The sequence below is a fragment of the Luteibacter sp. P1_D3 genome (assembly GCF_056406135.1).
The window spans coordinates 93,123-113,410 of record NZ_JBFUAT010000008.1; the positions used below are offsets into that span (position 1 = coordinate 93,123).

General features: G+C 65.6%; 19 protein-coding genes. 9 read left to right on the top strand and 10 right to left on the bottom strand.

Going from position 1 to position 20,288, the window contains the following annotated elements:
* Positions 1-7: 7 nt before the first annotated feature.
* Positions 8-2,224, top strand: coding sequence for a glycoside hydrolase family 3 C-terminal domain-containing protein (locus tag AC1DYM_RS07620; protein WP_477337372.1), 2,217 nt, complete (start codon positions 8-10; stop codon positions 2,222-2,224).
* Positions 2,225-2,267: 43 nt separating this feature from the next.
* Complete coding sequence (locus AC1DYM_RS07625) at positions 2,268-3,044, top strand: transporter (protein WP_477337373.1); 777 nt, start codon at positions 2,268-2,270, stop codon at positions 3,042-3,044.
* Positions 3,045-3,192: 148 nt separating this feature from the next.
* Here the strand turns inward: AC1DYM_RS07625 and AC1DYM_RS07630 are convergent, their stop codons facing one another.
* From AC1DYM_RS07630 to mprF, 4 genes are all read right to left on the bottom strand, one after another.
* Complete coding sequence (locus AC1DYM_RS07630) at positions 3,193-3,354, bottom strand: hypothetical protein (RefSeq protein WP_477337374.1); 162 nt, start codon at positions 3,352-3,354, stop codon at positions 3,193-3,195.
* Positions 3,355-3,700: 346 nt separating this feature from the next.
* Positions 3,701-3,880 (bottom strand): hypothetical protein, encoded by a 180-nt coding sequence (locus tag AC1DYM_RS07635; RefSeq protein WP_477337375.1) that lies wholly within the window; start codon positions 3,878-3,880, stop codon positions 3,701-3,703.
* Positions 3,881-4,002: 122 nt separating this feature from the next.
* Positions 4,003-4,797 (bottom strand): virulence factor family protein, encoded by a 795-nt coding sequence (locus AC1DYM_RS07640; protein WP_477337376.1) that lies wholly within the window; start codon positions 4,795-4,797, stop codon positions 4,003-4,005.
* Entirely contained in the window at positions 4,794-7,373 is a 2,580-nt protein-coding gene (gene mprF, locus AC1DYM_RS07645; RefSeq protein WP_477337377.1) for a bifunctional lysylphosphatidylglycerol flippase/synthetase MprF, read from the bottom strand. Before mprF ends, AC1DYM_RS07640 begins: the two co-directional genes overlap by 4 nt.
* A gap of 242 nt (positions 7,374-7,615) precedes the next feature.
* On the opposite strand from mprF, the gene AC1DYM_RS07650 reads away from it, so the two are divergent.
* Positions 7,616-9,589 carry an LTA synthase family protein gene (locus AC1DYM_RS07650; protein WP_477337378.1) on the top strand — a complete coding sequence of 658 codons (1,974 nt, stop codon included), beginning with the start codon at positions 7,616-7,618 and terminating at the stop codon, positions 9,587-9,589.
* Between the two features lie 113 nt (positions 9,590-9,702).
* Here the strand turns inward: AC1DYM_RS07650 and AC1DYM_RS07655 are convergent, their stop codons facing one another.
* Together AC1DYM_RS07655 and AC1DYM_RS07660 are read right to left on the bottom strand one after the other, a co-directional pair.
* On the bottom strand, positions 9,703-11,124 hold the full coding sequence (locus tag AC1DYM_RS07655) for a nicotinate phosphoribosyltransferase (RefSeq protein WP_477337472.1): 1,422 nt from the start codon (positions 11,122-11,124) through the stop codon (positions 9,703-9,705).
* Between the two features lie 41 nt (positions 11,125-11,165).
* Complete coding sequence (locus AC1DYM_RS07660; protein ID WP_477337379.1) at positions 11,166-11,867, bottom strand: pirin family protein; 702 nt, start codon at positions 11,865-11,867, stop codon at positions 11,166-11,168.
* A gap of 198 nt (positions 11,868-12,065) precedes the next feature.
* On the opposite strand from AC1DYM_RS07660, the gene AC1DYM_RS07665 reads away from it, so the two are divergent.
* Complete coding sequence (locus tag AC1DYM_RS07665; RefSeq protein ID WP_477337380.1) at positions 12,066-13,073, top strand: LLM class flavin-dependent oxidoreductase; 1,008 nt, start codon at positions 12,066-12,068, stop codon at positions 13,071-13,073.
* Between the two features lie 4 nt (positions 13,074-13,077).
* A complete protein-coding gene (locus AC1DYM_RS07670) occupies positions 13,078-13,530 on the top strand; it encodes a putative toxin-antitoxin system toxin component, PIN family (RefSeq protein ID WP_477337381.1) in 453 nt (150 codons plus the stop codon).
* A gap of 96 nt (positions 13,531-13,626) precedes the next feature.
* Here AC1DYM_RS07670 and AC1DYM_RS07675 read toward each other — a convergent pair whose 3' ends face one another.
* Entirely contained in the window at positions 13,627-14,526 is a 900-nt protein-coding gene (locus AC1DYM_RS07675) for a LysR family transcriptional regulator (RefSeq protein WP_477337382.1), read from the bottom strand.
* 102 nt (positions 14,527-14,628) lie between these two features.
* Here AC1DYM_RS07675 and AC1DYM_RS07680 point away from each other — a divergent pair, with 102 nt between their 5' ends.
* Both AC1DYM_RS07680 and AC1DYM_RS07685 read left to right on the top strand, forming a co-directional pair.
* The gene (locus AC1DYM_RS07680) at positions 14,629-15,339 is read left to right on the top strand and encodes an SDR family oxidoreductase (protein WP_477337383.1); all 711 of its coding nucleotides are present in this window, start codon (positions 14,629-14,631) and stop codon (positions 15,337-15,339) included.
* A 184-nt stretch (positions 15,340-15,523) separates the two neighbouring features.
* Complete coding sequence (locus AC1DYM_RS07685; RefSeq protein WP_477337384.1) at positions 15,524-16,306, top strand: hypothetical protein; 783 nt, start codon at positions 15,524-15,526, stop codon at positions 16,304-16,306.
* Here the strand turns inward: AC1DYM_RS07685 and AC1DYM_RS07690 are convergent.
* The gene (locus tag AC1DYM_RS07690; RefSeq protein ID WP_477337385.1) at positions 16,296-16,943 is read right to left on the bottom strand and encodes a DUF6348 family protein; all 648 of its coding nucleotides are present in this window, start codon (positions 16,941-16,943) and stop codon (positions 16,296-16,298) included. The genes AC1DYM_RS07685 and AC1DYM_RS07690 overlap by 11 nt on opposite strands.
* Positions 16,944-16,970: 27 nt before the next feature.
* Complete coding sequence (locus AC1DYM_RS07695; protein ID WP_477337386.1) at positions 16,971-17,801, bottom strand: DUF72 domain-containing protein; 831 nt, start codon at positions 17,799-17,801, stop codon at positions 16,971-16,973.
* Positions 17,802-17,852: 51 nt separating this feature from the next.
* Between AC1DYM_RS07695 and AC1DYM_RS07700 the strand changes: the two genes are divergently transcribed.
* Positions 17,853-18,473 carry a response regulator gene (locus AC1DYM_RS07700; RefSeq protein ID WP_477337387.1) on the top strand — a complete coding sequence of 207 codons (621 nt, stop codon included), beginning with the start codon at positions 17,853-17,855 and terminating at the stop codon, positions 18,471-18,473.
* Positions 18,474-18,491: 18 nt separating this feature from the next.
* Here AC1DYM_RS07700 and AC1DYM_RS07705 read toward each other — a convergent pair whose 3' ends face one another.
* The gene (locus AC1DYM_RS07705) at positions 18,492-19,484 is read right to left on the bottom strand and encodes a GlxA family transcriptional regulator (protein ID WP_477337388.1); all 993 of its coding nucleotides are present in this window, start codon (positions 19,482-19,484) and stop codon (positions 18,492-18,494) included.
* 84 nt (positions 19,485-19,568) lie between these two features.
* On the opposite strand from AC1DYM_RS07705, the gene AC1DYM_RS07710 reads away from it, so the two are divergent.
* Entirely contained in the window at positions 19,569-20,210 is a 642-nt protein-coding gene (locus AC1DYM_RS07710; RefSeq protein ID WP_477337389.1) for an HD domain-containing protein, read from the top strand.
* The last annotated feature ends 78 nt before the right edge of the window (positions 20,211-20,288 follow it).

The window sequence follows — 20,288 nt, forward strand, 5'->3', positions numbered from 1 at the left end:
CCCGACCATGCCCGATACCGCCCGCCGCACCGCCCTCGCCTTCGCCATTACCGTCGGCCTCGCCGCCAGCGCCAGCGCGGCCTCACCGCCCGCCAGGCCGTGGATGGATCGCTCGCTGTCGGTGGATCGCCGCGCCGAGCTCGTGGTCGCGGCCATGACCGACGATGAGAAATTTCGCCTCATCCGCTCCGACTTCGGCCTCGCCAGCGACAAGCACGGCGTGCCGGAAGGCGCGGTCAGCGGCGCGGGTTATGTGCCCGCCTTCCCGCGTCTCGGCCTGGCCGCCATCAACGAGACCGACGCCGGGCTCGGCGTGAACAAGCCGGGCATCGACGGCAAGGGCGCGATCTCGCTGCCTGCCGGGTTGGCCACCGCCGCCAGCTTCGACACCGCCGTGGCACACGCCGGTGGTCGCATGATCGGTGGCGAGGCGCGTGGCAAGGGCTATGCCGTGTTGCTGTCCGGTGGCGTGAACCTGGTGCGCGATCCACGCAATGGGCGCAACTTCGAGTACGCGGGTGAGGATCCGATCCTGGCCGGCACCATCGTCGGCGCCACGATCAAGGGCATCCAGGAACAGAAAATCGTCGCGACGACCAAGCATTTAGCCATCAACGACCTCGAGTCCGGCCGCAACACGCTCAGTTCGGACATCGATCCGGTCGCCCTGCGCGAATCCGACCTGCTCGCCTTCCAGATCGCCATAGCGCATGGCGATCCGGGCTCGGTCATGTCGTCTTACAACCGCGTCAACGGCACTTTCGCCGGTGAGCACGACTGGCTGCTCAACCAGGTGCTCAAGCAGGAATGGGGCTTCAAGGGCTTCGTCATGTCCGACTGGGGCGGCGTGCACAGCGGCGCCAAGGCGGCACTCGCCGGCCTGGACCAGGAATCGGCCGGCGAGGTGTTCGATGCCGAGGTGTACTTCGACAAGCCGTTGCGCGCCGCCGTCGCCTCGGGCGAGGTGCCGAAGGCACGCCTGGACGACATGGCCCGGCGGATCATGCGCAGTCTGTTCGCCCACGGCGTGATCGACGACCCGATCCCGACCAAGCCCACCACCCCTGTGCCGTACGACGCCGATCGCAAGATCGCCCGCGATACGCTCGAAGCCGGCGCCGTCCTCCTGCGTAACGAGGCCGGCCTGTTGCCGCTTTCGCGCACAGGCCAGTCGGTGGTCGTCATCGGTGCGCACGCGGACAAGGGCGTCCTGGCCGGCGGCGGTTCCTCGACCGTCACCGACGTCGGCGGCGACCCGGTCCCGGGACTCCAGCCGACCGGCTGGCCGGGCCCGGTGCGTTATCACGCCTCCGCACCGCTCACCTTCATGCAGAAGCTCGGCGGCAAGGTCAGCTTCGATCCGGGTACGGATCCCGCGGCGGCGGCCAAGGCGGCCGCGGGTGCCGATGTCGCGGTCGTCTTCGTGACCCAGTGGGCGGCCGAATCCTTCGACGTGCCCGACATGAGCCTTCCCGATGGTCAGGACGCGCTGGTCGCCGCGGTCGCGAAGGCCAATCCCAAGACCGTGGTCGTGCTGGAAACCAACGGCGCGGTGAAGATGCCGTGGCTCGATAACGTCGGTGCGGTCCTCCAGGCCTGGTATCCCGGCTCGGGCGGCGGCGAAGCCATCGCGCGCCTGCTCTACGGTGAAACCTCGCCGTCGGGCCGCCTGCCGGTCAGCTGGCCGAAGGACGAAGCCCAGTTGCCGCGTCCGACGATCCAGGCCGCGGGCCTGTATTCGAAGGCCAAGCCGGCCGACAACGTCGACTACGACATCGAAGGCGCGGACGTCGGTTACCGCTGGTTTGAAAGGACCAAACGCGAACCGCTGTTCGCCTTCGGTTACGGCCTGACCTACACCAGCTTCGCCTACAGCGACTTCAAAGTAGACAAGGACGCGAAGGGTCACCCGGTCGCCCATGTCACGGTGAAGAACACCGGCAAGACCGCGGCGGCCGATGTGCCGCAGGTCTACGTCACCGCGCCCGGCGCGGCCACGCGGCGTCTGGCGGGCTGGAGCAAGGTCGCGCTGAAACCGGGTGCGAGCCGCCGTATCGACATCACGCTCGAACCGCTGGCGCTGGCCCGGTATGACGACGCAGGCAAGCGTTGGCGCGTCGCCCCCGGTACCTACGCGGTGAAGCTGGGGCGCTCGGCCAGCGACATTGCCGCCGAGGCCACGATCGCGGTCGACGAAAGCTTCCCGGTGGTGAAAGCGCCCTGAGGCCCTGCACGACACGGCGACATCGGATAGCCACAATGCGCGCATGAACCTGCGCCCTCTTCCGATCGTCGCCGCCCTCCTTTGCCTCGCATCGGCACCCGCCTTCGCCGATCCGCCGGACTTCGACCGGCCCGGCGCGGGCTTCGCCACCAGCGTGCTCCCCGTGGGCACGCTGGCGCTCGAGCAGGGCTTGCCTACCTACGAGCGTCAGCGCCAGGACGGGCTGCTCGACAAGACCTACACCGCCGACAGTCTGGTCAGGATCGGTCTTGGCGGCCCGGCCGAGTTGCAGGTGGGCGGGTCGGCATGGAACCGGCTCGAAGAGCGTGGCGGCGACTCACGGCGCCATGCCGTGGGCCACGGCGATACCAGCGTCGGACTCAAGATCGCCCCGGGCGGCTCGGCCGACGCCGGCAGTCTCAGTTGGGCAGCGCTCGGCCAGGTGACGTTCGCCAACGGCGACCAGGATTTCAGCAACGGCGCGAAGCAGTACACGCTGGGTGTCACCGGCCAATGGAAGCCGAACGACACCTGGCAGGGAACCCTGTTCGCCAACGTCGATCGTCTGCAGGGCCGCAACACCTGGACCCTGGCACCGACCTTCGGCCGCAAGTTCGGTGATAACTGGATGGCCTACGTGGAGACGGATGCCATCCACGATGCCGAGGACGGCAACGAGCTACAGGCCGGCGGTGGGGTGGCTTACACGATCGGTGACCATGCGCAGCTGGATGCGTATGCGCTGCATCGTCTCGGCACGCATGGACCTTCCGTCGTCGCCGGTATCGGCGTGTCGGTGTTCTTCGGGAAGAAGAGCTAGCGCCCGATGTCCGGGTAGGAGCCGATTCATCGGCGATCCCTGCGAAGCGAGGCAATGATTCGGCGAGGCAGGCTGGCCCGCTGCCGCGGGATCGCCGATGAATCGGCTCCTACCAGAGCATGGTTAGCGGTTGGAGGATGGGTCGCGGTTAGCGGTTGGCTTTGCGCATGGCGCGTACCAGTAGTGCCGTGAGTACGAGGCCGATCACCAGGCCGATGCCACCGCCCCAGACCGCACCGGCACGTGAATCGACCAGATAGCCGATCCCGAGACCGAGCAGCATGAACAGCGGTAGAGGCAGGCATCCCATCGGGCGATGCTAGCCCAGGCCAGGACGGGCAGGCAAAAACATGGCCCTCGCGCTCACGCGGAGGGCCATGAAGGACGTCCCTGGGTCCGGTGGCATGAGCCACACCAAAACGCGGCCCGACGAAGCCGGCGCGGCGTTATCGCCGATGAAGGGGGGATCGATCCTGATACTAGGGACTGACGGCATCCTGCCGTCGGATCGGTCATCGGCGATTCGGTCGTCCCGTCAGGCTTTCGCCGGGCGGGACACGGGATCTATCTTGCGTAGGTGCGCCGACGACGGATATAGGAGGAATCTTAAAAATGCCTGCTTATTTCCGACGTCGGCGCCGCCCATGCGAAAGGGCTCATGCGCCGGTATAGCGCTCGGGGCGCGGTCGCACGCGATGTTCGCGGACGTCACGCGGCGGTGTTGGCGGGGCCGGCTTCGGCGCGGCCTGGGTGACGGGCACGCCACGGCTCGCAAGGTTGCGCAGGCGTGCGCAATCGGAGGATCCGTAGTCTCGCTTTCCCGGTTCTCGTTGCATCGATCGTCTCCTGCCTTCGTCCCGCCCGAGTGACCAGCCTGATCCGGAAAAGAGAAAATTCCGGTGGCGCGGCCGTGAACGTTTCGTGACAGCTCTTCACGGGCCCGAAGGCCCGAAACGCGTTAATGCGACGTGGAGACGGGTGTCGTGGCGGCTGGCATGCGCTCGATCAACTCGGTCGCAAGTTGCTCGTAGTTCTCGTCGAAATGGTGCGAGCCGGCTTTCTTGTAGACCGTGACGAACGCAGGCAGGTTCGGATCGGTGCAGCCGCTATCGGCCGCGTCTTCGGTGCCGTAGTAGCAGGCCATCGGCGGCTTGCCGCCAAGCGCCAGGATCGGCGGGACGGCATCGGTATGGACCACGGGATTCAGCCACTGCAGCAGGTTATGCGTGTGCGTCGTCCACCAGCCCTGCTGCATGTAACCCTCGAGCTCGATCTCGAAGTTGACGTCACGGCTGGCCGAGAGCAACACGAGCTGGCTGAGCTTCGCGCGGTTGTCCGGGCGCAGCTTGCCGACGATGGTCGGCAGCACGTCGGCACCGAAGGAGTAACCGATCAGGAGCACGCGCTGCTTGTTCCACTGCGCGGTATAGCGATCCAGCAGGCGGTCGAGATCGTGGGCCGACTCGTCCGGCGACCGATAGCGCCAGAAGTACTTGAAGGTGCTCACCCCCGCCACGGGAATGCCGCGTTGGGTGAACACCGCGCCCAGGCGCTGGTCGAGATCCCACCAGCCGCCGTCGCCGGAATAGATGACCACGAGCAGGTCTTCCTGACCCGTCGGCGCAGCCTTCAGCGCGGGCAGTTCCACGGTCGACACTTCCATCGACGCACGGCTCCACGGGTGCCAGGCGAGCAGGCCGAGAACGACCGCCGCCGTGATGGCGATCAGGAGGTAGCGCAGGACACGTTTCATCGACGCACCACGCCGCCCAGGCCACCCGAGATCAGGCTGGCGACGTTCGCCAGCGCCAGGGGCAAGCCGATACCACCGCCGACGGCGATGTAGCGCGGCTCCCACTCGGGATCGAACTTGTCCTTGTAACGATGCAGCCCGCGGAAGTTGTAGAAACGCTCGCCGCGGCCGAACACCATGGCGCCAAAGCGGCTCCACAGCGGTGCCGTGCGGCGATTCTGCAGACCCGAAAGCGGAGCCATGCCAAGGTTGAACCAGCGATAGCCTTCGGCTTTCGCCCAGACCATCATTTCGATGAACAGGAAATCCATGATGCCGGAGGGTCCGTCGGGCAGGTGGCGCATCAGGTCGACCGAAGCTTCTTCCTTGGTGACCGTCACGAAAACATTGGCGAAGGCGACGGGCTCATCGCCGTGCCAGACCACCGCCATGGGGGTGCGCGAGAGATAGCGCTCGTCGAACAGGCCGAGCGAGAAACGCTTCTCACGTACTTTCTTGTCGCGCAGCCACGCATCGGAGATCAGCTTCAGGCGCGGCAGCAACGCCGGTACGTCTTCGACAGGCACGATCTCCATGCGCAGGCCGTCGCGGGCGAGCTTGTTCACCGTGCCGCGCAGGGTCTTCTTCGACTTGCCGTCGAGATTGAAGGTTTCCAGGCGCACGCGCGCTTCTTCGCCGATCTTCAGCAGGCTCATGCCGACTTCGAGGTAAAGGTCGAGGTCTTCGGGGCGTACCTGGTAGAACAGCGGCCAGCCGCCGGCACGTTCGCATTCCTCGCGGAAGCGCCAGACGAGTTCGCGGCGCGCATCTTCGTTCTCGCCGACCGGGTCGCCCATGGCCACCCAACTGCGGCCTTCGATGTCGTACATGATGAAAGCGCGGTCATCCGGCGCGAACATCAGCATTTTGTCGCCGACCAGGGCGAGGTGGGCCTGGGCCGACGAGAAATGCTTGAGCAAGGGCATGGCGCGGGCCAGGTCGGCATCGCCGGGGAGGGCGCGACGGGTACGCACGGGACGGATCAGGTTAGCCAGGGCGAACAACATCACCACGGCCGTCGCGCCGACCAGGGCGCGCAGGGCGCGCGGTGCACCGCCGTGGTGGAAGCTGAATTCCCACCACAGGTTGTTGCTGTATTCGACGTGCTTGAAGCTGAAGAACACCAGCCAGGTAGCGCAGCCGAGCACGGCGGCGATGGCCGCCATCCAGCCCATCGAGAAGCTGGCGCGGAACAGCGAGGCACGGCGGTAGAAATGGCGGTGTGCCGGGGCCAGCGCCAGGGCAAGCAGCGACAGAAGCGTCGCTTCCTCATAGTCGATGCCCTTGAGCAGGGACAGCACGGCACCGACGATCAGCAGCACGAGCGTCAGCACGTAAGCGGCGTCCAGGCGACGCTGCAGCCCGCGCGCGAGGATCAGCAGGAGCATGCCGACCACACTGGAGAGGAAATGCGAGACCTCGACCAGGGGCAGGGGCACGAAGCCGCGCAGGATCTCCATGCGCCCCGGAATCGCCAGGGTCGCGCCCGAGAACAGCAGCACCGCGCCGGAGATCAGGGTCAGCCCGGCGAAGAACGGCGGCAGCAGGCCACTGAACCACGGTGTGATCAGGGCGGTGTGGCGAAGGGCACGGATCTCGCGCCAGATCACCATGAGCGTGGCCACGCCCAATGGCAGGAGGTAATACACGAGGCGGAAGGCGGTCAGCGAGCCGAGGATCGGCGCTTCCAGGCCGTGGTTTCCTGTGGCGCCGAAGCCAGCCAGCATGACGGCCTCGAACACGCCCAGACCGCCCGGCACATGGCTGATCAGACCGGCCATCTGGGCCAGCACGAAGATCGCCAGGAAGTGGCCGAAGCCGCCGACGATTTCCTGCGGCATCAGGACATAAAGCACACCCGAGGCCAGCCCCCAGTCCAGCGCGCCGATAAGGATCTGGCGCGCGGCCACCTGTGGGGTCGGCGTGCTGAACGCCCAGCGCCCGACCCGGATCGGCCGACGCACCAGCGCCGCGGCGGCGAACCAGGCGAGCGGGACCAGGGTGAGCACGATCGCCAGCGGGATGCGCAGGCCCGACAGCGGCACGTCCGCCGGGATTGGCACGATCAGCAGCGTCACGCCGGTCAGGGCGGCGAGGCCGAGCCAGAAGCTCAGCGTGGTGTAGAGCACCACGCGGGCGACTTCGCCTGTGCTCAACCCGGCCTGCACGTAGAAGCGATAACGGATCGAACCGGACACCAGCAAGGACATGCCCAGCGCATTGGAGAAGGCGTAGCTGATAAACGAGATGAAGCCGACCCGCTTCGCCGGAAGGCGCCGTCCGATGCTGGCCAATCCGAACCAGTCGTACAGGGTCATGACCGCGAAGCCGGCGCCTGTCAGCAGGATCGCCAGGGCGATGTCCGTGTTCGGCAGGCCGTGCACATACGCACCGATCTGGCGGTACGTGACCTCGGTGGCCATGGCGTGCAACGCCCACAGCGCCAGGCAGAGCAGCAGGAGGGACAGCAAAGGGCCGCCGGCGCGACGCAGCAGGGTCGCGTAAAGCGCGGGCTTCGTCAGGGGCACGTCGTTCACTGGCAGCTCTGCCCTCGTCTCGTGCTCCACTGCGTCCGCGACTCCGTTGGTTCTCGTAAGGCCGTGTAGGGTGCCACAGAGCGCGTACAGGCGGCAGGCCGTGAGCGCGCCATCGTTCATTCTTACTCTCACCAACAGCAAAAGCTTACGATAAGGTTCGGGAAAGCCTTGCGTAAGGCGCCCTCTCTACCCTCCTGGCCTACCCTGCCCGCTTTCCGGCTGGCGTCCTTCCGTGAGGCACCATGCGTTCTGATTCTTCGGCCCCGGGCGTCCTGCGCCAGCGTTTTCGGCCCCTGTTGTGGTTCGGCGTCCTGTTCGTCGGCGTGGCCTTCCTGGTCCGCCTCATCCTGCTGATCAAGACCGGACACGACATCCCCCGCGAGCCGGGCAAGTGGCTGTACCTGTTCGCCGTCGGCCTGGGCTACGACCTGGTGACCTTCCTTTATTTCGCCTGGCCGATGTTGCTGGTGCTCTGGCTGCTGCCGCGCCGAGCCTACCTGTCGACCTGGGGCCACCGGATCTTCCTGGGTTTCTGTTTCGTTCTGACCTTCGCCGTGTTGTACCTGGGCGCCGCCGAGCTGGTGTTCTGGGGGGAGTTCAGCGCCCGCTTCAACTTCATTGCCGTGGACTATCTGGTCTACACGCACGAAGTGGTCGGCAACATCCAGGAGTCCTACCCGATCGTCACCTGGTCGCTGCTGCTACTGCTGGCGACGGTGCTGGTGGTCTTCTTCAGCCGGCGCACGCTCCGGGCCCGGGATGGCGGCTCGCGTTTCGCCGGTCGCTCGGCCGTGGTCGGGGTCTGGCTGGTGCTGACCGTGGCGGTCAGCTTCGCCGTGGACGGCTCGATGAAGGATCGTTCCACCAACAACTACGTCAACGAGCTGGCCGGCAATGGTATCTACCAGTTCTTCGCCGCGTTCCGGAACAACGAGCTGGATTACGCGAAGTACTACCCGACGATTCCCGACGACCAGGCCTTCAGCAACCTGCGCGAACTGGTGAAGACACCGAACGCCACCTTCACCAGCAACGATCCGAAGGACATCACGCGGACGATCACCGCCGATGGCACCGAGAAGAAGTTGAATGTGGTGCTGATCAGCGTGGAGAGCCTGTCCGGCGATTACGTCGAAGGCCTCAACGTCAGCAAGCACATGGGACTCACGCCCAACCTCGACGCGCTGGCCGCGAAGAGCCTGTTCTTCACCCAGCTCTATGCCAACGGTACGCGCACGGTGCGCGGGCTCGAAGCCTTGTCGCTGTCCGTGCCGCCGACGCCGGGCGAGTCCATCGTCAAGCGCCCGGGTAACGAGAACCTCAATTCRCTGGCCGACGTGTTCAATGCGAAGGGCTACACCTCCGAGTTTGTCTACGGCGGTTACGGTTACTTCGACAACATGAACCACTTCTTCGCCAGCAATGGCTATACGGCGGTCGACCGCAACGTCATCAACAGCAAGGACATCCACGCCGAGAACGTCTGGGGCGTGGCCGACGAGGATCTGTTCACCCTCGTGATGAAGCGGATGGACGCGTCGTACGCGAAGGGCAAGCCGTACTTCGGTCATGTCATGACCACGTCGAACCATCGCCCGTACACCTTCCCCGAAGGTCGCGTGAACGCGAAGCAGGGCGCGCGGAACTCCGCCGTGCGCTACACCGACTGGGCGATCGCCGATTTCCTCAAGCGGGCATCGACCAAGCCGTGGTTCGACGACACCATCTTCGTGATCACCGCTGATCACTGCGCAAGCAGCGCCGGCAAGACCAGCCTGCCGGTGGACAAGTACCACATTCCGCTTTTCATCTACTCGCCCAAGCACATCGCGCCGGGTCGCATCGATCGCCTGATGAGCCAGATCGACATCCCGCCCACCGTGCTCGGGCTGTTGAACTTCAGCTACACCTCGCACTTCTACGGCTACGACCTGTTCAAGCTGGAACCGGGGCGTGAGCGTACGTTCCTGAGTACGTACCAGGAACTCGGCTATATGCGCGACGGTCGTCTTACCTCGCTGATCCCGCGCGAGCCGGTGAAGGAGATGACGCCCGACCTGGTCTCGGGCGATGCCACCGTCGCGAAGGCCAATCCGGTCGATGCGAAGGATGCGATCACGTATTACCAGACAGCCGCCTACCTGTTCACCAAGGGGCTGATGACGAAAAAGGGCGCCGCCGGCACCGCTCCCCCCACACCCCCCGCCGCCCCATAAGCTCCGCCCCAAACGGTAGGAGCCGATTCATCGGCGATCCCGCGGCAGCGGGCAAGGATTCGGCGAGCACCCTATCGCCGATGAATCGGCTCCTACAAAAATCGGGTGGTCGCTCAGCGTCCAGCGGCGGCACGTTCGCGCACTTCCGCGAACGTCCAGTCGCGCAATAGCTCACCGTTCTCCCACACGGTAACCATGGCCTCTTCCCAGCCGGGTTCGAGATCGGCCGGCGACAGCGACACGGCGTCATCAGGCAAGGCCACGGTGCGGTAGCTGCCGTACTCGCGATGACGCACCAAGGTCATGCGGCCGCGCTTGGACATCTTGCCCTGGTCGGTGACGGGATCCTTCCAGACGTCGCGCCACGCGCCGTCGATCCGCGCGGCCGAGCACTTGAGTGCGAATTTCTGGGTATCGCGCGTGAGCTTCTGGAGCAGCGCGCCGCCCATGCCAAACGCGAGGTTATCCGCCGAGTAGCCCGCGCCGGTGATGCGCTCGAGGATCGCCCGGATACTTTCCGGATTGACCCCGTCGCCCTGGATGACGCGCACATGGTTGAGCACGCGGAAGCCCTTACCATTCACCGTGCTGCCGAAGGCGTCGTTGAGCAGGCTGACGCAGCGATGGACGACCTCGACCGGGTCGCCGGAGTCGGGACGCACGACGACGGTGGCGCCGGAGGCGATCACCTCCTCGCGCAGCGTCTTGCCCCAGTGCTCGGTGATCGCGTGGTAGATGTCGTAGCTGTCCGAGACCACGGCGACGAGCCCGCCGGGCTTCGCGAAGCGCTTGAGCATGTTCCGGTAAGCATCGACCTCGTGCTCGCGGCCCCAGCTGGTGATCGTGCTGTGCTCGGCGGCGGGAATCGAATAGCCGGCCATCGGTTCGCCGTAGAACACTCGCGCAGCGAGGACGCCCGAAACGGTGTCCGTGCCCATGAAGTTGACCAGATGCGCCATGCCACCGAGTCCGGCGGACTCGGCGCTGGACACGCCGCGCGCACCGAAGTCATGCAGCTTGAAAGCAATCTGCCCGGCGGGATCGTCGGAGGTCTTTTCCAGGTACTGCAGGATCGTGCGCCGTGCTTGCCAGCTGATCGTGGAGACGGTCACCGGATACCACAGGCGAAGCAGCAGCGTTTCGAGATAGGACGGTAGCCAGGCGGCTGCCGGGTCGGTCGACTCGATGGTCACCAGGGCCTGATGAGTCGGCACGACGCTGCCTTCGGGCACGGCGCGTATGCGTACCGGCAGCCGCCCACCGTGCACCTCGACGATGCGTCGCCAGCCGGACTCATTGAAGGGTTCGCCATGCGCGGCGAAGAAGTCGCGTGCGGCGTCGACGTCCGCATGCGTAACGACGCGGCCGAGGCGTGATTTCAGGACAGCCTGCAGGCCGAAGAACACCGTGCTCTCATAGGTACCGCCGCGCGATTCCACGTAGAAGAACGTGGCGTCGGTGCCGGGCGGGTACTGCAGCCAGTGGCTGGCCTTGTAGCTGTCGGTGTCGAGGATGGGATTGTCGAGGTAGGACATGCCGTGGGTCATCATGACCCACAGCATACCCCCGGTGTCACTTACGCCGCGCTGTCGACCAGCACCAGTTCGGCATCGGCCGAGGCGGTGATGCGCAGCGTGGTCTCGTCGCGGATCGCGGCGCCGTCGCCCTTGTTGAGCGTCTTGCCGTTGATCTCGACCGAGCCTTCGGCCGGAACCATGTACGCGAAGCGACCTTCGCCCAGCGTGTACTCCACGGTCTCGCCGGCCTTGACGCTGGCGCCGAGGACGCGCGCGTCGGTACGGATCGGCAGGGCGTCGTCATCGCCGGGCATACCGCTGGCCAGGGTGATGAACTGGCCCGAACGTGCGCCCTTCGGGAACGGACGGGTACCCCACGACGGTGCCTTGCGCTCACCGTCCGGAATGATCCAGATCTGGAAGATCCGGGTGGCCTCCGGTTCGGCGTTGTACTCGGCGTGGCGGATGCCGGTGCCGGCGCTCATCACCTGGACGTCGCCCGCCTCGGTACGGCCCTTGTTGCCCAGGCTGTCCTCGTGGGTGATCGCGCCTTCACGGACATACGTGATGATCTCCATGTCCGAATGCGGGTGCGGCGGAAACCCGGTACCGGCGGCGATGGTGTCGTCGTTCCAGACGCGCAGCGCGCCCCAGCCCATGCGCTTCGGATCGTTGTACGAGGCGAACGAGAAATGATGCTTCGCGTCGAGCCAACCGTGGTTGGCACCGCCAAGGCTGTTGAAGATGCGGACGTCGATCATGTGAAGCTCCCCCGGAATTACCGGACTGGGTGAGTGGATCGGTGTATTTTCCTCCCCGGTCACGGGCTGCGGAGCATCGTTCCGCCGAACGGATTGTTTCCCTGGAATCGCTTGTGAGGGTTGCAAACCGCCCCCTCGCCGCCCATCTGGAACGGATTGGCGGTTCGCCCGCCTCCCCCTTTCAAGAGGTGTCTGCGGATGATTCCGTTCTCGGTACTCGACCTGTCCCCGGTGGCGCGCGGCTCCAACCCCGGTGAATCGCTGCGCAACTCGCGCGATCTCGCCCAGCACGCCGAAGCCCTCGGTTTCCATCGCTACTGGCTGGCCGAGCACCACAACATGACCGGCATCGCCAGCGCCGCCACCTCGGTCGTGATCGGTTTCATCGCCGAAGGCACCAAGACCATCCGCGTCGGCTCGGGCGGGATCATGCTGCCGAACCATGCGCCGCTGGTCATCGCCGAGCAGTTCGGCACGCTGGCCTCGCTGTATCCGGGGCGCATCGATCTTGGCCTCGGCCGCGCACCGGGCACCGATCAGGGCACGGCGCGCGCCCTGCGCCGTTCGATGGGCCCCAGCGACGACCGCTTCCCCGACGACGTGCTGGAGCTGCAGCTCTTCCTCGGCCCGCAGCAGCCGGGGCAGACGGTGCGTGCCGTGCCGGGCATGGACACCAATGTGCCACTGTGGTTGCTCGGCTCCAGCCTGTTCAGTGCACAGCTCGCCGCGCATCTCGGCCTGCCGTTCGCTTTCGCCTCGCACTTCGCGCCGGACATGATGATGAAGGCGCTGGAGGTGTACCGGCACATGTTCCGTCCGTCGGCGGTGCTCGACAAGCCGTACGCGATGCTCGGCATCAACGTGGTCGCCGCGGAAACCGACGCCGAAGCGCGTCGCCTGTTCACCTCGCAGCAGCAGGCATTCTGGAACCTGCGCCGTGGCGCGCCGGGCCAGCTCCCGCCGCCGGTCCATTCGATGGACGGTGTCTGGACGCCGATGGAGAAAGCGCAGGTGGATCATGCGTTGTCCTGTGCCGTGGTCGGCTCACCGGACACGGTCGGTGAGGGCCTCGCCGAGTTCATCGAACGCACGGGTGCGGACGAACTCATCATCACCGCGCAGATCTTCGACCATGCGGCCCGCAAGGAGTCGTATTCGATCGTCGCCGCCCAGCATGCGAAGCTCGCCGAACGATCGGCGGCCTGATCGCATGCGCGTCGTGCTGGACACCAACGTCTGTCTCGACGCCTTCGTGTTCGACGATCCACGCGCCGCGACGCTCGTCGCGGCGCTTGCCACGGGTACTGTCGAAGCGGTGACACGCGCGGACTGCCGTGACGAATGGCTTGGCGTGCTGGCGTATCCGGCGTTGAAACTCGATGAAGCGCAGCGCGAGGAAGCGGTGTCGCGTTTCGATCGGCTGGTGACGTTGCTGGACGGTTCCGGGTTGGACGAGGCTGGCGCGACGCCGGGTGCGTCACCTGGCGTGGCGTTACCGAGGTGCCGCGATCCGGACGATCAGAAATTCCTGGAGCTTGCCGCGGCATCGGGGGCGAGTGTGTTGTTCTCGCGCGATGCGGAAGTGCTGCGACTGGCGCGACGGACGGCGCGTGATGGGTTGTTCGCGATCATGAAGCCTGAGGAGTGGTCCGGGTTGTTGTAGGCAACCTGGCCCGCTGCCGCGGGATCGCCGATGAATCGGCTCCTACCAATCGAGGCAGACCCTGCTCCCTGTAGGAGCCGATTCATCGGCGATGCTTTATCCCCAGCGCCACTCGTCCTTCAACCGCTCCGCACAGAATTCGACGAAGTGCCGAACCTTCGGCGCCAGATGCTGTGCATTCGCATAGACCGCCTGCAACGGCGCAGCAGGAATCGCGTAGTCGGGCAGCACGCGCACCAGGCGCCCGCTGCCGAGATCGTCACCCACATCCCAGATCGATTTCTGCACGATGCCTCCGCCCGCAAGGGCCAGCGTGTGAGCTGCCTCGCCGTCATTGGTGATGAAGGCAGGACTGACGCGTACCGAGACCGGCTCGCCCGCATGCTGGAAGTGCCATTCGCGGGTGGGTTGCTCGCCGAACACGATGCAGTCGTGACTGGCCAGCGCCACGGGCTCGGCCGGCAGGCCGCGCCGTGCAAGATAGGAAGGCGCCGCGCACAGCACGCGAAAATTAGGTGCCAGCGAACGGGCGATCATCGACGAGTCGGCCAGGCTGCCGAATCGGATGGCCAGGTCGACGCCCTCGTCGACGATATCCACCAGGGCGTCGGTGAGCGTGAGATGCACGCTGAGTCCGGGATGCTCCAGGCGGAAGGCCACCGTGAGCGGTGCGATCCGGCGACGTCCGAATGCCCGTGGCGCGGTCACTCGCAGTACGCCAGCCACCGCATCGCGACTGCGCGACACCGCCGCCTCGGCCTCCTGCACCTCAGCCAGGATGCGGACGCAGCGGGCATGGAAGGCCTCGCCCTCCTCGGTCAACGATTGCCGTCGCGTGGTGCGCTGGAGCAGGCGGACGCCAAGCCGCGTTTCCAGCGCACTCAGGCGCTTGCTCACCACGGCCAGGGAGAGGTCGAGTTCGCGGGCCGCGCCGGACAGGCTGCCCGCCGAAACGATGCGGGCGAACACGGTCAGCTCCAACAGGTTGTCGATCATTCTTCGGCCCCGGGCAAGAGTCTTTCGGCGTCACGAGCCTTTGTCGGCTCTCGGGCAAGGATCATAGTGTTCCCACCTTCTTCCCGCTTGCAGAGGCTCACCATGTTCTCCTTCACGAACCAGGACGTCCTAGTGGTCGGTGGCAGCTCCGGTATCGGCCTGGCCACCGCAAAAGCTTTCGCCGCGGCGGGTGCGCGCGTCACCATCGCCTCCCGTTCCAGCGACAAGCTGGCGGCCGCGCTGAAGGAGATCGGTGACGGTGCGCGGTCCGAGGTGCTCGACACCGGAGACGCGCAGGCGGTCGAGAGCTTCCTGGCCGCGCATACCTGGAACCATGTGGTGGTGTCGGCGGCGAAGACCCCGAGCGGTCCCGTACGCCAGCTATCACTGGAAGATGCGCACAAGGCCATGGAGAGCAAGTTCTGGGGCGCGTATCGCGTCGCCCGCGCGGCGCGGATTCGCGATGGAGGCTCGCTGACGATCGTCTCGGGTTTCCTCTCCGTGCGTCCGAGCGCCACGTCGGTGTTGCAGGGGGCGATCAATGCTGCGCTGGAGAGTCTGGTGCGCGGCATGGCCCTCGAATTCTCACCCGTACGCGTCAACGCCGTGTCGCCCGGCATGATCCGCACACCGCTGTGGAGCGGCATGGATGACGACAAGCGCGAAGCAATGTTCGCCGCGGTGGCCGAAAAGCTTCCGGCCAAGCGCGCGGGCGAGCCCGAGGACATCGCCAACGCCATTCTCTACGCTGCGGCGACGCCCTTCACCACCGGCTCGACGATCATCGTGGATGGTGGCGGTTCCATCGCCTGAGGCGCGGACGCTTCAGGCGCTAATCAATCGGATAGGTTCTCGTATGCCGTATCGCTCTATCGAAAATACGAATCCGATTCACTGACGCATGTTCCGACGTTGTAGGGTCGGCAAGGCGGCAAGCCTGCTTCTTGCCGCTTCGTCACGACCCTCACGGGCGGCTCACGCTGAAAAGGAATTTCAGATGAAAACTCGCGCCATTGCCAAGGAGTTGCAAGACAAACTCAACGCATTTCATGCGGAACATCGGGCACGGGTTGCCGACTCCGTTGCAAAGCTGACGGCGTATACCCTCGTCGACGCCACGGTAGATGCCGACGCACCACTGAACAAGTTGTTGGTTCGGGCGACCAATGCGGCGGGCGCACCCGTGGAAGGTGTCTTTATCGACTACAGGATCATCGACGACGAAGAAACCGGGTCGGCCTTCGTGCTGGATGGTGAGCCGATCGGCAGCAGTGTCGGTCTTACAGGAGGTGGGGACGGATTCGCGCTTGCTACGGATCTCCTCGTTTCCGGGAAGAAACCCGGAATCTTCATCGTCAGGGCGACAGCACCGGAGAGTGGCGATCCAGCGGCGGTGTTCGCCGACTTCACGATAACGATCTCGACCCAGGTGGCGACCCGCTTTCGGATCATCGACCGCGGAAGCCCGTCCGTACCCATCGGCGACCTCGTGCCCGTCGAGGTCGTGATCGAGCTGCTGGACCAGGCGGGTAAGCCGATCACCTTCGGCTCCGTCCAGGCTCGGATGTACGACCCGAGCACCACGGAGTCACAGTATTGGTGGAACGGTGTAGTCAACTACATCCAGACGACCCTGACACCCGGGGGAACGTCCCTGCAGGGTTACCTGATTCCCGACGACGGAAACGTGGGAAAGCCGTTCTTCATTCGCATAAACCGCAACGGACGCGAGCCGCACCTCGATATTCCCTATCTAGGTGTCCAGGTCATCAGTCCATAGGCACCAGTGCGATGAAGTTACGCAGGCTGTAGTAGCGATCGTGCTGCGGCCACTCCACCGAGGCGACCGCCTTGTGCCCGGCGGCCCAGGGTTCGTTGTCGAGCAACACCTCGACCTGGGTCTTGCCGTCACCGACGTTGCCGTAAAACACGCGGATCCAGTGGACGTCGTTGGTCAGCGGTGCCGTGGAAATCGCCGCTTCCAGGGCGGAAAGGCCGTCCTCGGGTATTTCCATGGGGGCGTCTTTCTCGCCGCGTAACGTGAAGTCGCCGATGTACGCGGTGAAGCGATGCACGCCCGCCGTCAATTCATGGACGGCGAGCTTGTCCTTGTTCACGGTATGCCAGCAGGCCGCCAGGACGACGTGGAAATCGTTGCGCGCAAAACTGTCCAGCGCGTCGCGACAACCGGCCTTGCCGCCGCCGATACCGCCGAAGCTTTCCTCGATGGTCCGCTCCTCGTCGAGCACGATGTCGAGGTCCAGGCGACCCATGCCGCCGTCCTTGCCTTCGTGCCAGATGCCGCGCAGGGCCGGGTAGTCGTCGCCTTCGGTGAGCAACCAGTCTTCGTCGGCCTCGAGCGCCACGCCGCGCTCGGCGAAAAGGTCGATGAGGGTGTTCTGGATGAGACGGTCCATGGGTCGTCCGTTTGGAAAAGAGGGAGATTATGCGTTGTCGACGAGTTTGCCGAGCGCCACGGCAGCCGAAGGGTTGCGCTCCTTGGCCGCCGAGATGAAATAGATGAAGACGTCCCGGGGCGGGCCCTTGGCCGATGCCTCGTCCACATGAGGCAGATCCAGGGGATCGCCACCGGCTGCCCACGTGCTGGCCTGTTTCGCCCAGGCCTTCAGTTCCTTGGCCGGATAGCCGTTCTTCTCGCTAGCCCTGCTGCCCATCAGTCGCGCATACACGAAGGGCCCGGTGAGGTCGGCGAAGGACGGATGCTCGGACGAGTCGGTGAACACGGTGGCCACGCCGCGGTCGCGCGCCAGTGCCAACCAGCGATCGTCCATGAAACTCTCGTTACGCACCTCGACGGCATGACGCAGGGGCACGCCCCCTGCCTTCTCGGGCAGCAGGTCGAGGAAGGCGGCCATGTCGTCCGGATCGAAGGCGCGCGTGGCCAGGAACTGCCAGAGCATCGGGCCGAGACGGTCGCCAAGCGCACTGGCGCCGTCGACAAACCGTTCGATCCGCTCACCCGCCGTCGCCAGCTGTTTCATCTGCACGATGTGGCGCGGCGCCTTGACCGAGAAAACAAAGCCCTCGGGCGTTTCCGCAGCCCATTTCCGGTATGTCGCCGCATCCGGCGCACGGTAGTAGGTGCCGTTGATCTCGATGGCGGTGACGTGCCGGCTGGCGTATTCCAGCTCGCGCTTCTGCACCAGGTCGTCCGGGTAGAACACGCCACGCCACGGCGCGAAGACCCAACCACCCATGCCGGTGCGGATCGTGCCGGGGGCCTTGGCCTTCTTGCTGTCGCGCGGGGTCGCCATGGGTCGATGCTCGCAAGGTCGGAGTGCAGGCCGTGTCGTTATACTCCGACCATGCCGCCTATCCGCATCATGACCGTCGACGACCATCCGCTGCTGCGAGAGGGCATTGCCGCCGTCATCGAAGGCCAGGACGAGCTCGAGCTGGTCGCCGAGGCAAGCACGGGCGAGGAGGCGATCGACCGCTATCGCGAGTATCGCCCCGACCTCACCCTGATGGATCTGCAGATGCCCGGTATCGGTGGTATCGCGGCGATCGAAGCGATCCGTGGCGAGTTCCCGGATGCGCGCATCCTGGTCCTCACGACCTACCGCGGCGATGTGCAGGCGCTGCGGGCGTTTCGGGCCGGCGCCCAGGGCTACCTGCTGAAGAGCGAACTGCGCAAGGACATGCTCAGCACCATCCGCCAGATCATGGATGGCAAGCGCCGCGTGCCCGAAGAGATCGCCCACGAGATGGCCGGCCATGCCGACGACGACGAGCTCACGCCGCGCGAAACGCAGGTGCTGACGCATGTCGCCACGGGCGAAGCCAACCGCGATGTCGCGGTGGCGCTGGGCATCGCCGAGGAGACGGTCAAGGCGCACATGAAGAGCATCCTCGCCAAGCTGTCGGCCAACGACCGCACGCATGCCGTCGCCATCGCCCTGCGCCGGGGCATCATCGAGCTCTGACGTTCGGACGGCCGGGTGTCACGCCGTGCGTGCGTGCGCGTGTCGCTTGCGGTACTCGGCGGGCGTGACGCCGACGCGGCGCATGAAGGCGCGGCGCAGGCCATTGGGATCGGCATAACCGCAGCGGGTAGCGACACGCTTGGGTGTCTCGTGCCCCTCTTCCAGCAGGCGTCTTGCCGCTTCCACACGCATCGTCTCGACGAATTCCGCCGGCGTCATGCCGACTTCATGGCGGAAGATCCTCGCGAAGTGACGCGGACTCATGCCGACACGTTGGGCCATCGCAGTGACCGAGTGCTCCTCGGCCGGGTGCATGGCCACATAGCGCTGTAGTTCCTGCAGGGCGCCCCGGCCGGCGGGCGCCGCCTCGCCATGGCGGCTGAACTGCAGTTGCCCGCCCGGGCGCCGGTAGAACACCACCAACTCGGCGGCCACGGCCATGGCGATGTCGCGATCGAGGTCTTCCTCGACCAGGGCGATGGCCAGGTCCATGCCAGCTGTGACGCCCGCTGCGGTGCACACGGGACCATCGCGAACGACGAAGGCATCCGCCTCCACGGCCAGGGAGGGGTGTCGCTCGGCGAGCAGGCTGGCCACTTTCCAGTGCGTCGTGACACGGCGGCCGTCGAGCAGGCCGGTCTGCGCGAAGAGCAGGGCGCCACTGCATATCGAACCGTAACGACGCGACACCGCCGCGTGCCGGCGCAGCCAGTCGATCAGGCTGAAGTCGGTGGCGGCCCGGGAAAGATCGGGCGACCCGGCGACCAGCAAGGTGTCGATCCGGTCGAGGGTGTCCAGGGTGCTACGGTCCGGCAGGAAGCGCATGCCGGACGAGGCGGTGACCGCCAGGGGGGCGGTGCCTACCGTGAGCACCCGGTACACCTCGCGCCGGGCCTGACGATTGGCCTCGGCAAAGACATCGGCGGGCCCGGAAACGTCAAGCATCTGCACGCCGGGTGGGGCGACGATGACGATCATGAGGGGCGGTGGCGACTGCATGGAACGCAACATGGCAGAAAATGATACGTCACGTCAAATCAAGACGGCTGCTGGAGGGGGTCCAATAGGCTCACCCACCGCATGAGGCCCAACGCCATGTCCACCACCATTGCCGGCATCGCCATTCCCGACAGCGCGCTCGCCCGCGAGATCACCGATCTGGTCCGCGATACCGAGAGCGATCTGCTGTACCACCACTCCCGCCGCGTCTTCCTGTTCGGTGCCTTGACCGGCAAGGCCAAGGGCTTGGTCTTCGATCCCGAGCTGCTCTACGCCGGCGCCATGTTCCACGACATGGGTCTGGTACCGGCCTATTCGAGCAAGACCGAGCGCTTCGAAGTCGACGGCGCCAATGTCGCCCGGGATTTCCTTCGTTCGAAGGGCATCGACGAGGCCCAGATCGACATCGTCTGGGCCTCGATCGCGCTGCACACCACGCCCGGCGTGCCGCAGCACATGAAACCGGAAATCGCCCTGGTGACCGCCGGCGTCGAAATGGACGTGCTCGGCCTGGGCTTCGAGAACGTGGCGACCAGCGACCGCGAGACCGTCGCCGAGATCCACCCGCGTGGCGGCGCCTTTAAGGAAGGCATCATCGACGCCTTCTACAACGGCGTGCGCAACAAACCGGAAACCACCTTCGGCAACGTGAAAGCCGATGTCATGGCCTATAAGCAGCCCGGCTTCAAGCGCACCGACTTCACCCAGTGCATCCTGCACAACCACTGGCCGACGTAAGGCCCGCGTGCTCGCAAGAACCTGTTAATTGATCTGAGAATCATTCGCACCTACGATGACGGCCTTTCGCATTCCGCA

What these genes read in the sequence shown, in the direction of transcription:
- AC1DYM_RS07620 (WP_477337372.1), top strand. Translation starts at nt 8, where the DNA reads ATGCCCGATACCGCCCGCCGCACCGCCCTCGCCTTCGCCATTACCGTC.
- AC1DYM_RS07625 (WP_477337373.1), top strand. Translation starts at nt 2,268, where the DNA reads ATGAACCTGCGCCCTCTTCCGATCGTCGCCGCCCTCCTTTGCCTCGCA.
- AC1DYM_RS07630 (WP_477337374.1), bottom strand. Translation starts at nt 3,354, where the DNA reads ATGGGATGCCTGCCTCTACCGCTGTTCATGCTGCTCGGTCTCGGGATC.
- AC1DYM_RS07635 (WP_477337375.1), bottom strand. Translation starts at nt 3,880, where the DNA reads ATGCAACGAGAACCGGGAAAGCGAGACTACGGATCCTCCGATTGCGCA.
- AC1DYM_RS07640 (WP_477337376.1), bottom strand. Translation starts at nt 4,797, where the DNA reads ATGAAACGTGTCCTGCGCTACCTCCTGATCGCCATCACGGCGGCGGTC.
- AC1DYM_RS07655 (WP_477337472.1), bottom strand. Translation starts at nt 11,124, where the DNA reads ATGTCCTACCTCGACAATCCCATCCTCGACACCGACAGCTACAAGGCC.
- AC1DYM_RS07660 (WP_477337379.1), bottom strand. Translation starts at nt 11,867, where the DNA reads ATGATCGACGTCCGCATCTTCAACAGCCTTGGCGGTGCCAACCACGGT.
- AC1DYM_RS07665 (WP_477337380.1), top strand. Translation starts at nt 12,066, where the DNA reads ATGATTCCGTTCTCGGTACTCGACCTGTCCCCGGTGGCGCGCGGCTCC.
- AC1DYM_RS07670 (WP_477337381.1), top strand. Translation starts at nt 13,078, where the DNA reads ATGCGCGTCGTGCTGGACACCAACGTCTGTCTCGACGCCTTCGTGTTC.
- AC1DYM_RS07675 (WP_477337382.1), bottom strand. Translation starts at nt 14,526, where the DNA reads ATGATCGACAACCTGTTGGAGCTGACCGTGTTCGCCCGCATCGTTTCG.
- AC1DYM_RS07680 (WP_477337383.1), top strand. Translation starts at nt 14,629, where the DNA reads ATGTTCTCCTTCACGAACCAGGACGTCCTAGTGGTCGGTGGCAGCTCC.
- AC1DYM_RS07685 (WP_477337384.1), top strand. Translation starts at nt 15,524, where the DNA reads ATGAAAACTCGCGCCATTGCCAAGGAGTTGCAAGACAAACTCAACGCA.
- AC1DYM_RS07690 (WP_477337385.1), bottom strand. Translation starts at nt 16,943, where the DNA reads ATGGACCGTCTCATCCAGAACACCCTCATCGACCTTTTCGCCGAGCGC.
- AC1DYM_RS07695 (WP_477337386.1), bottom strand. Translation starts at nt 17,801, where the DNA reads ATGGCGACCCCGCGCGACAGCAAGAAGGCCAAGGCCCCCGGCACGATC.
- AC1DYM_RS07700 (WP_477337387.1), top strand. Translation starts at nt 17,853, where the DNA reads ATGCCGCCTATCCGCATCATGACCGTCGACGACCATCCGCTGCTGCGA.
- AC1DYM_RS07705 (WP_477337388.1), bottom strand. Translation starts at nt 19,484, where the DNA reads ATGTTGCGTTCCATGCAGTCGCCACCGCCCCTCATGATCGTCATCGTC.
- AC1DYM_RS07710 (WP_477337389.1), top strand. Translation starts at nt 19,569, where the DNA reads ATGTCCACCACCATTGCCGGCATCGCCATTCCCGACAGCGCGCTCGCC.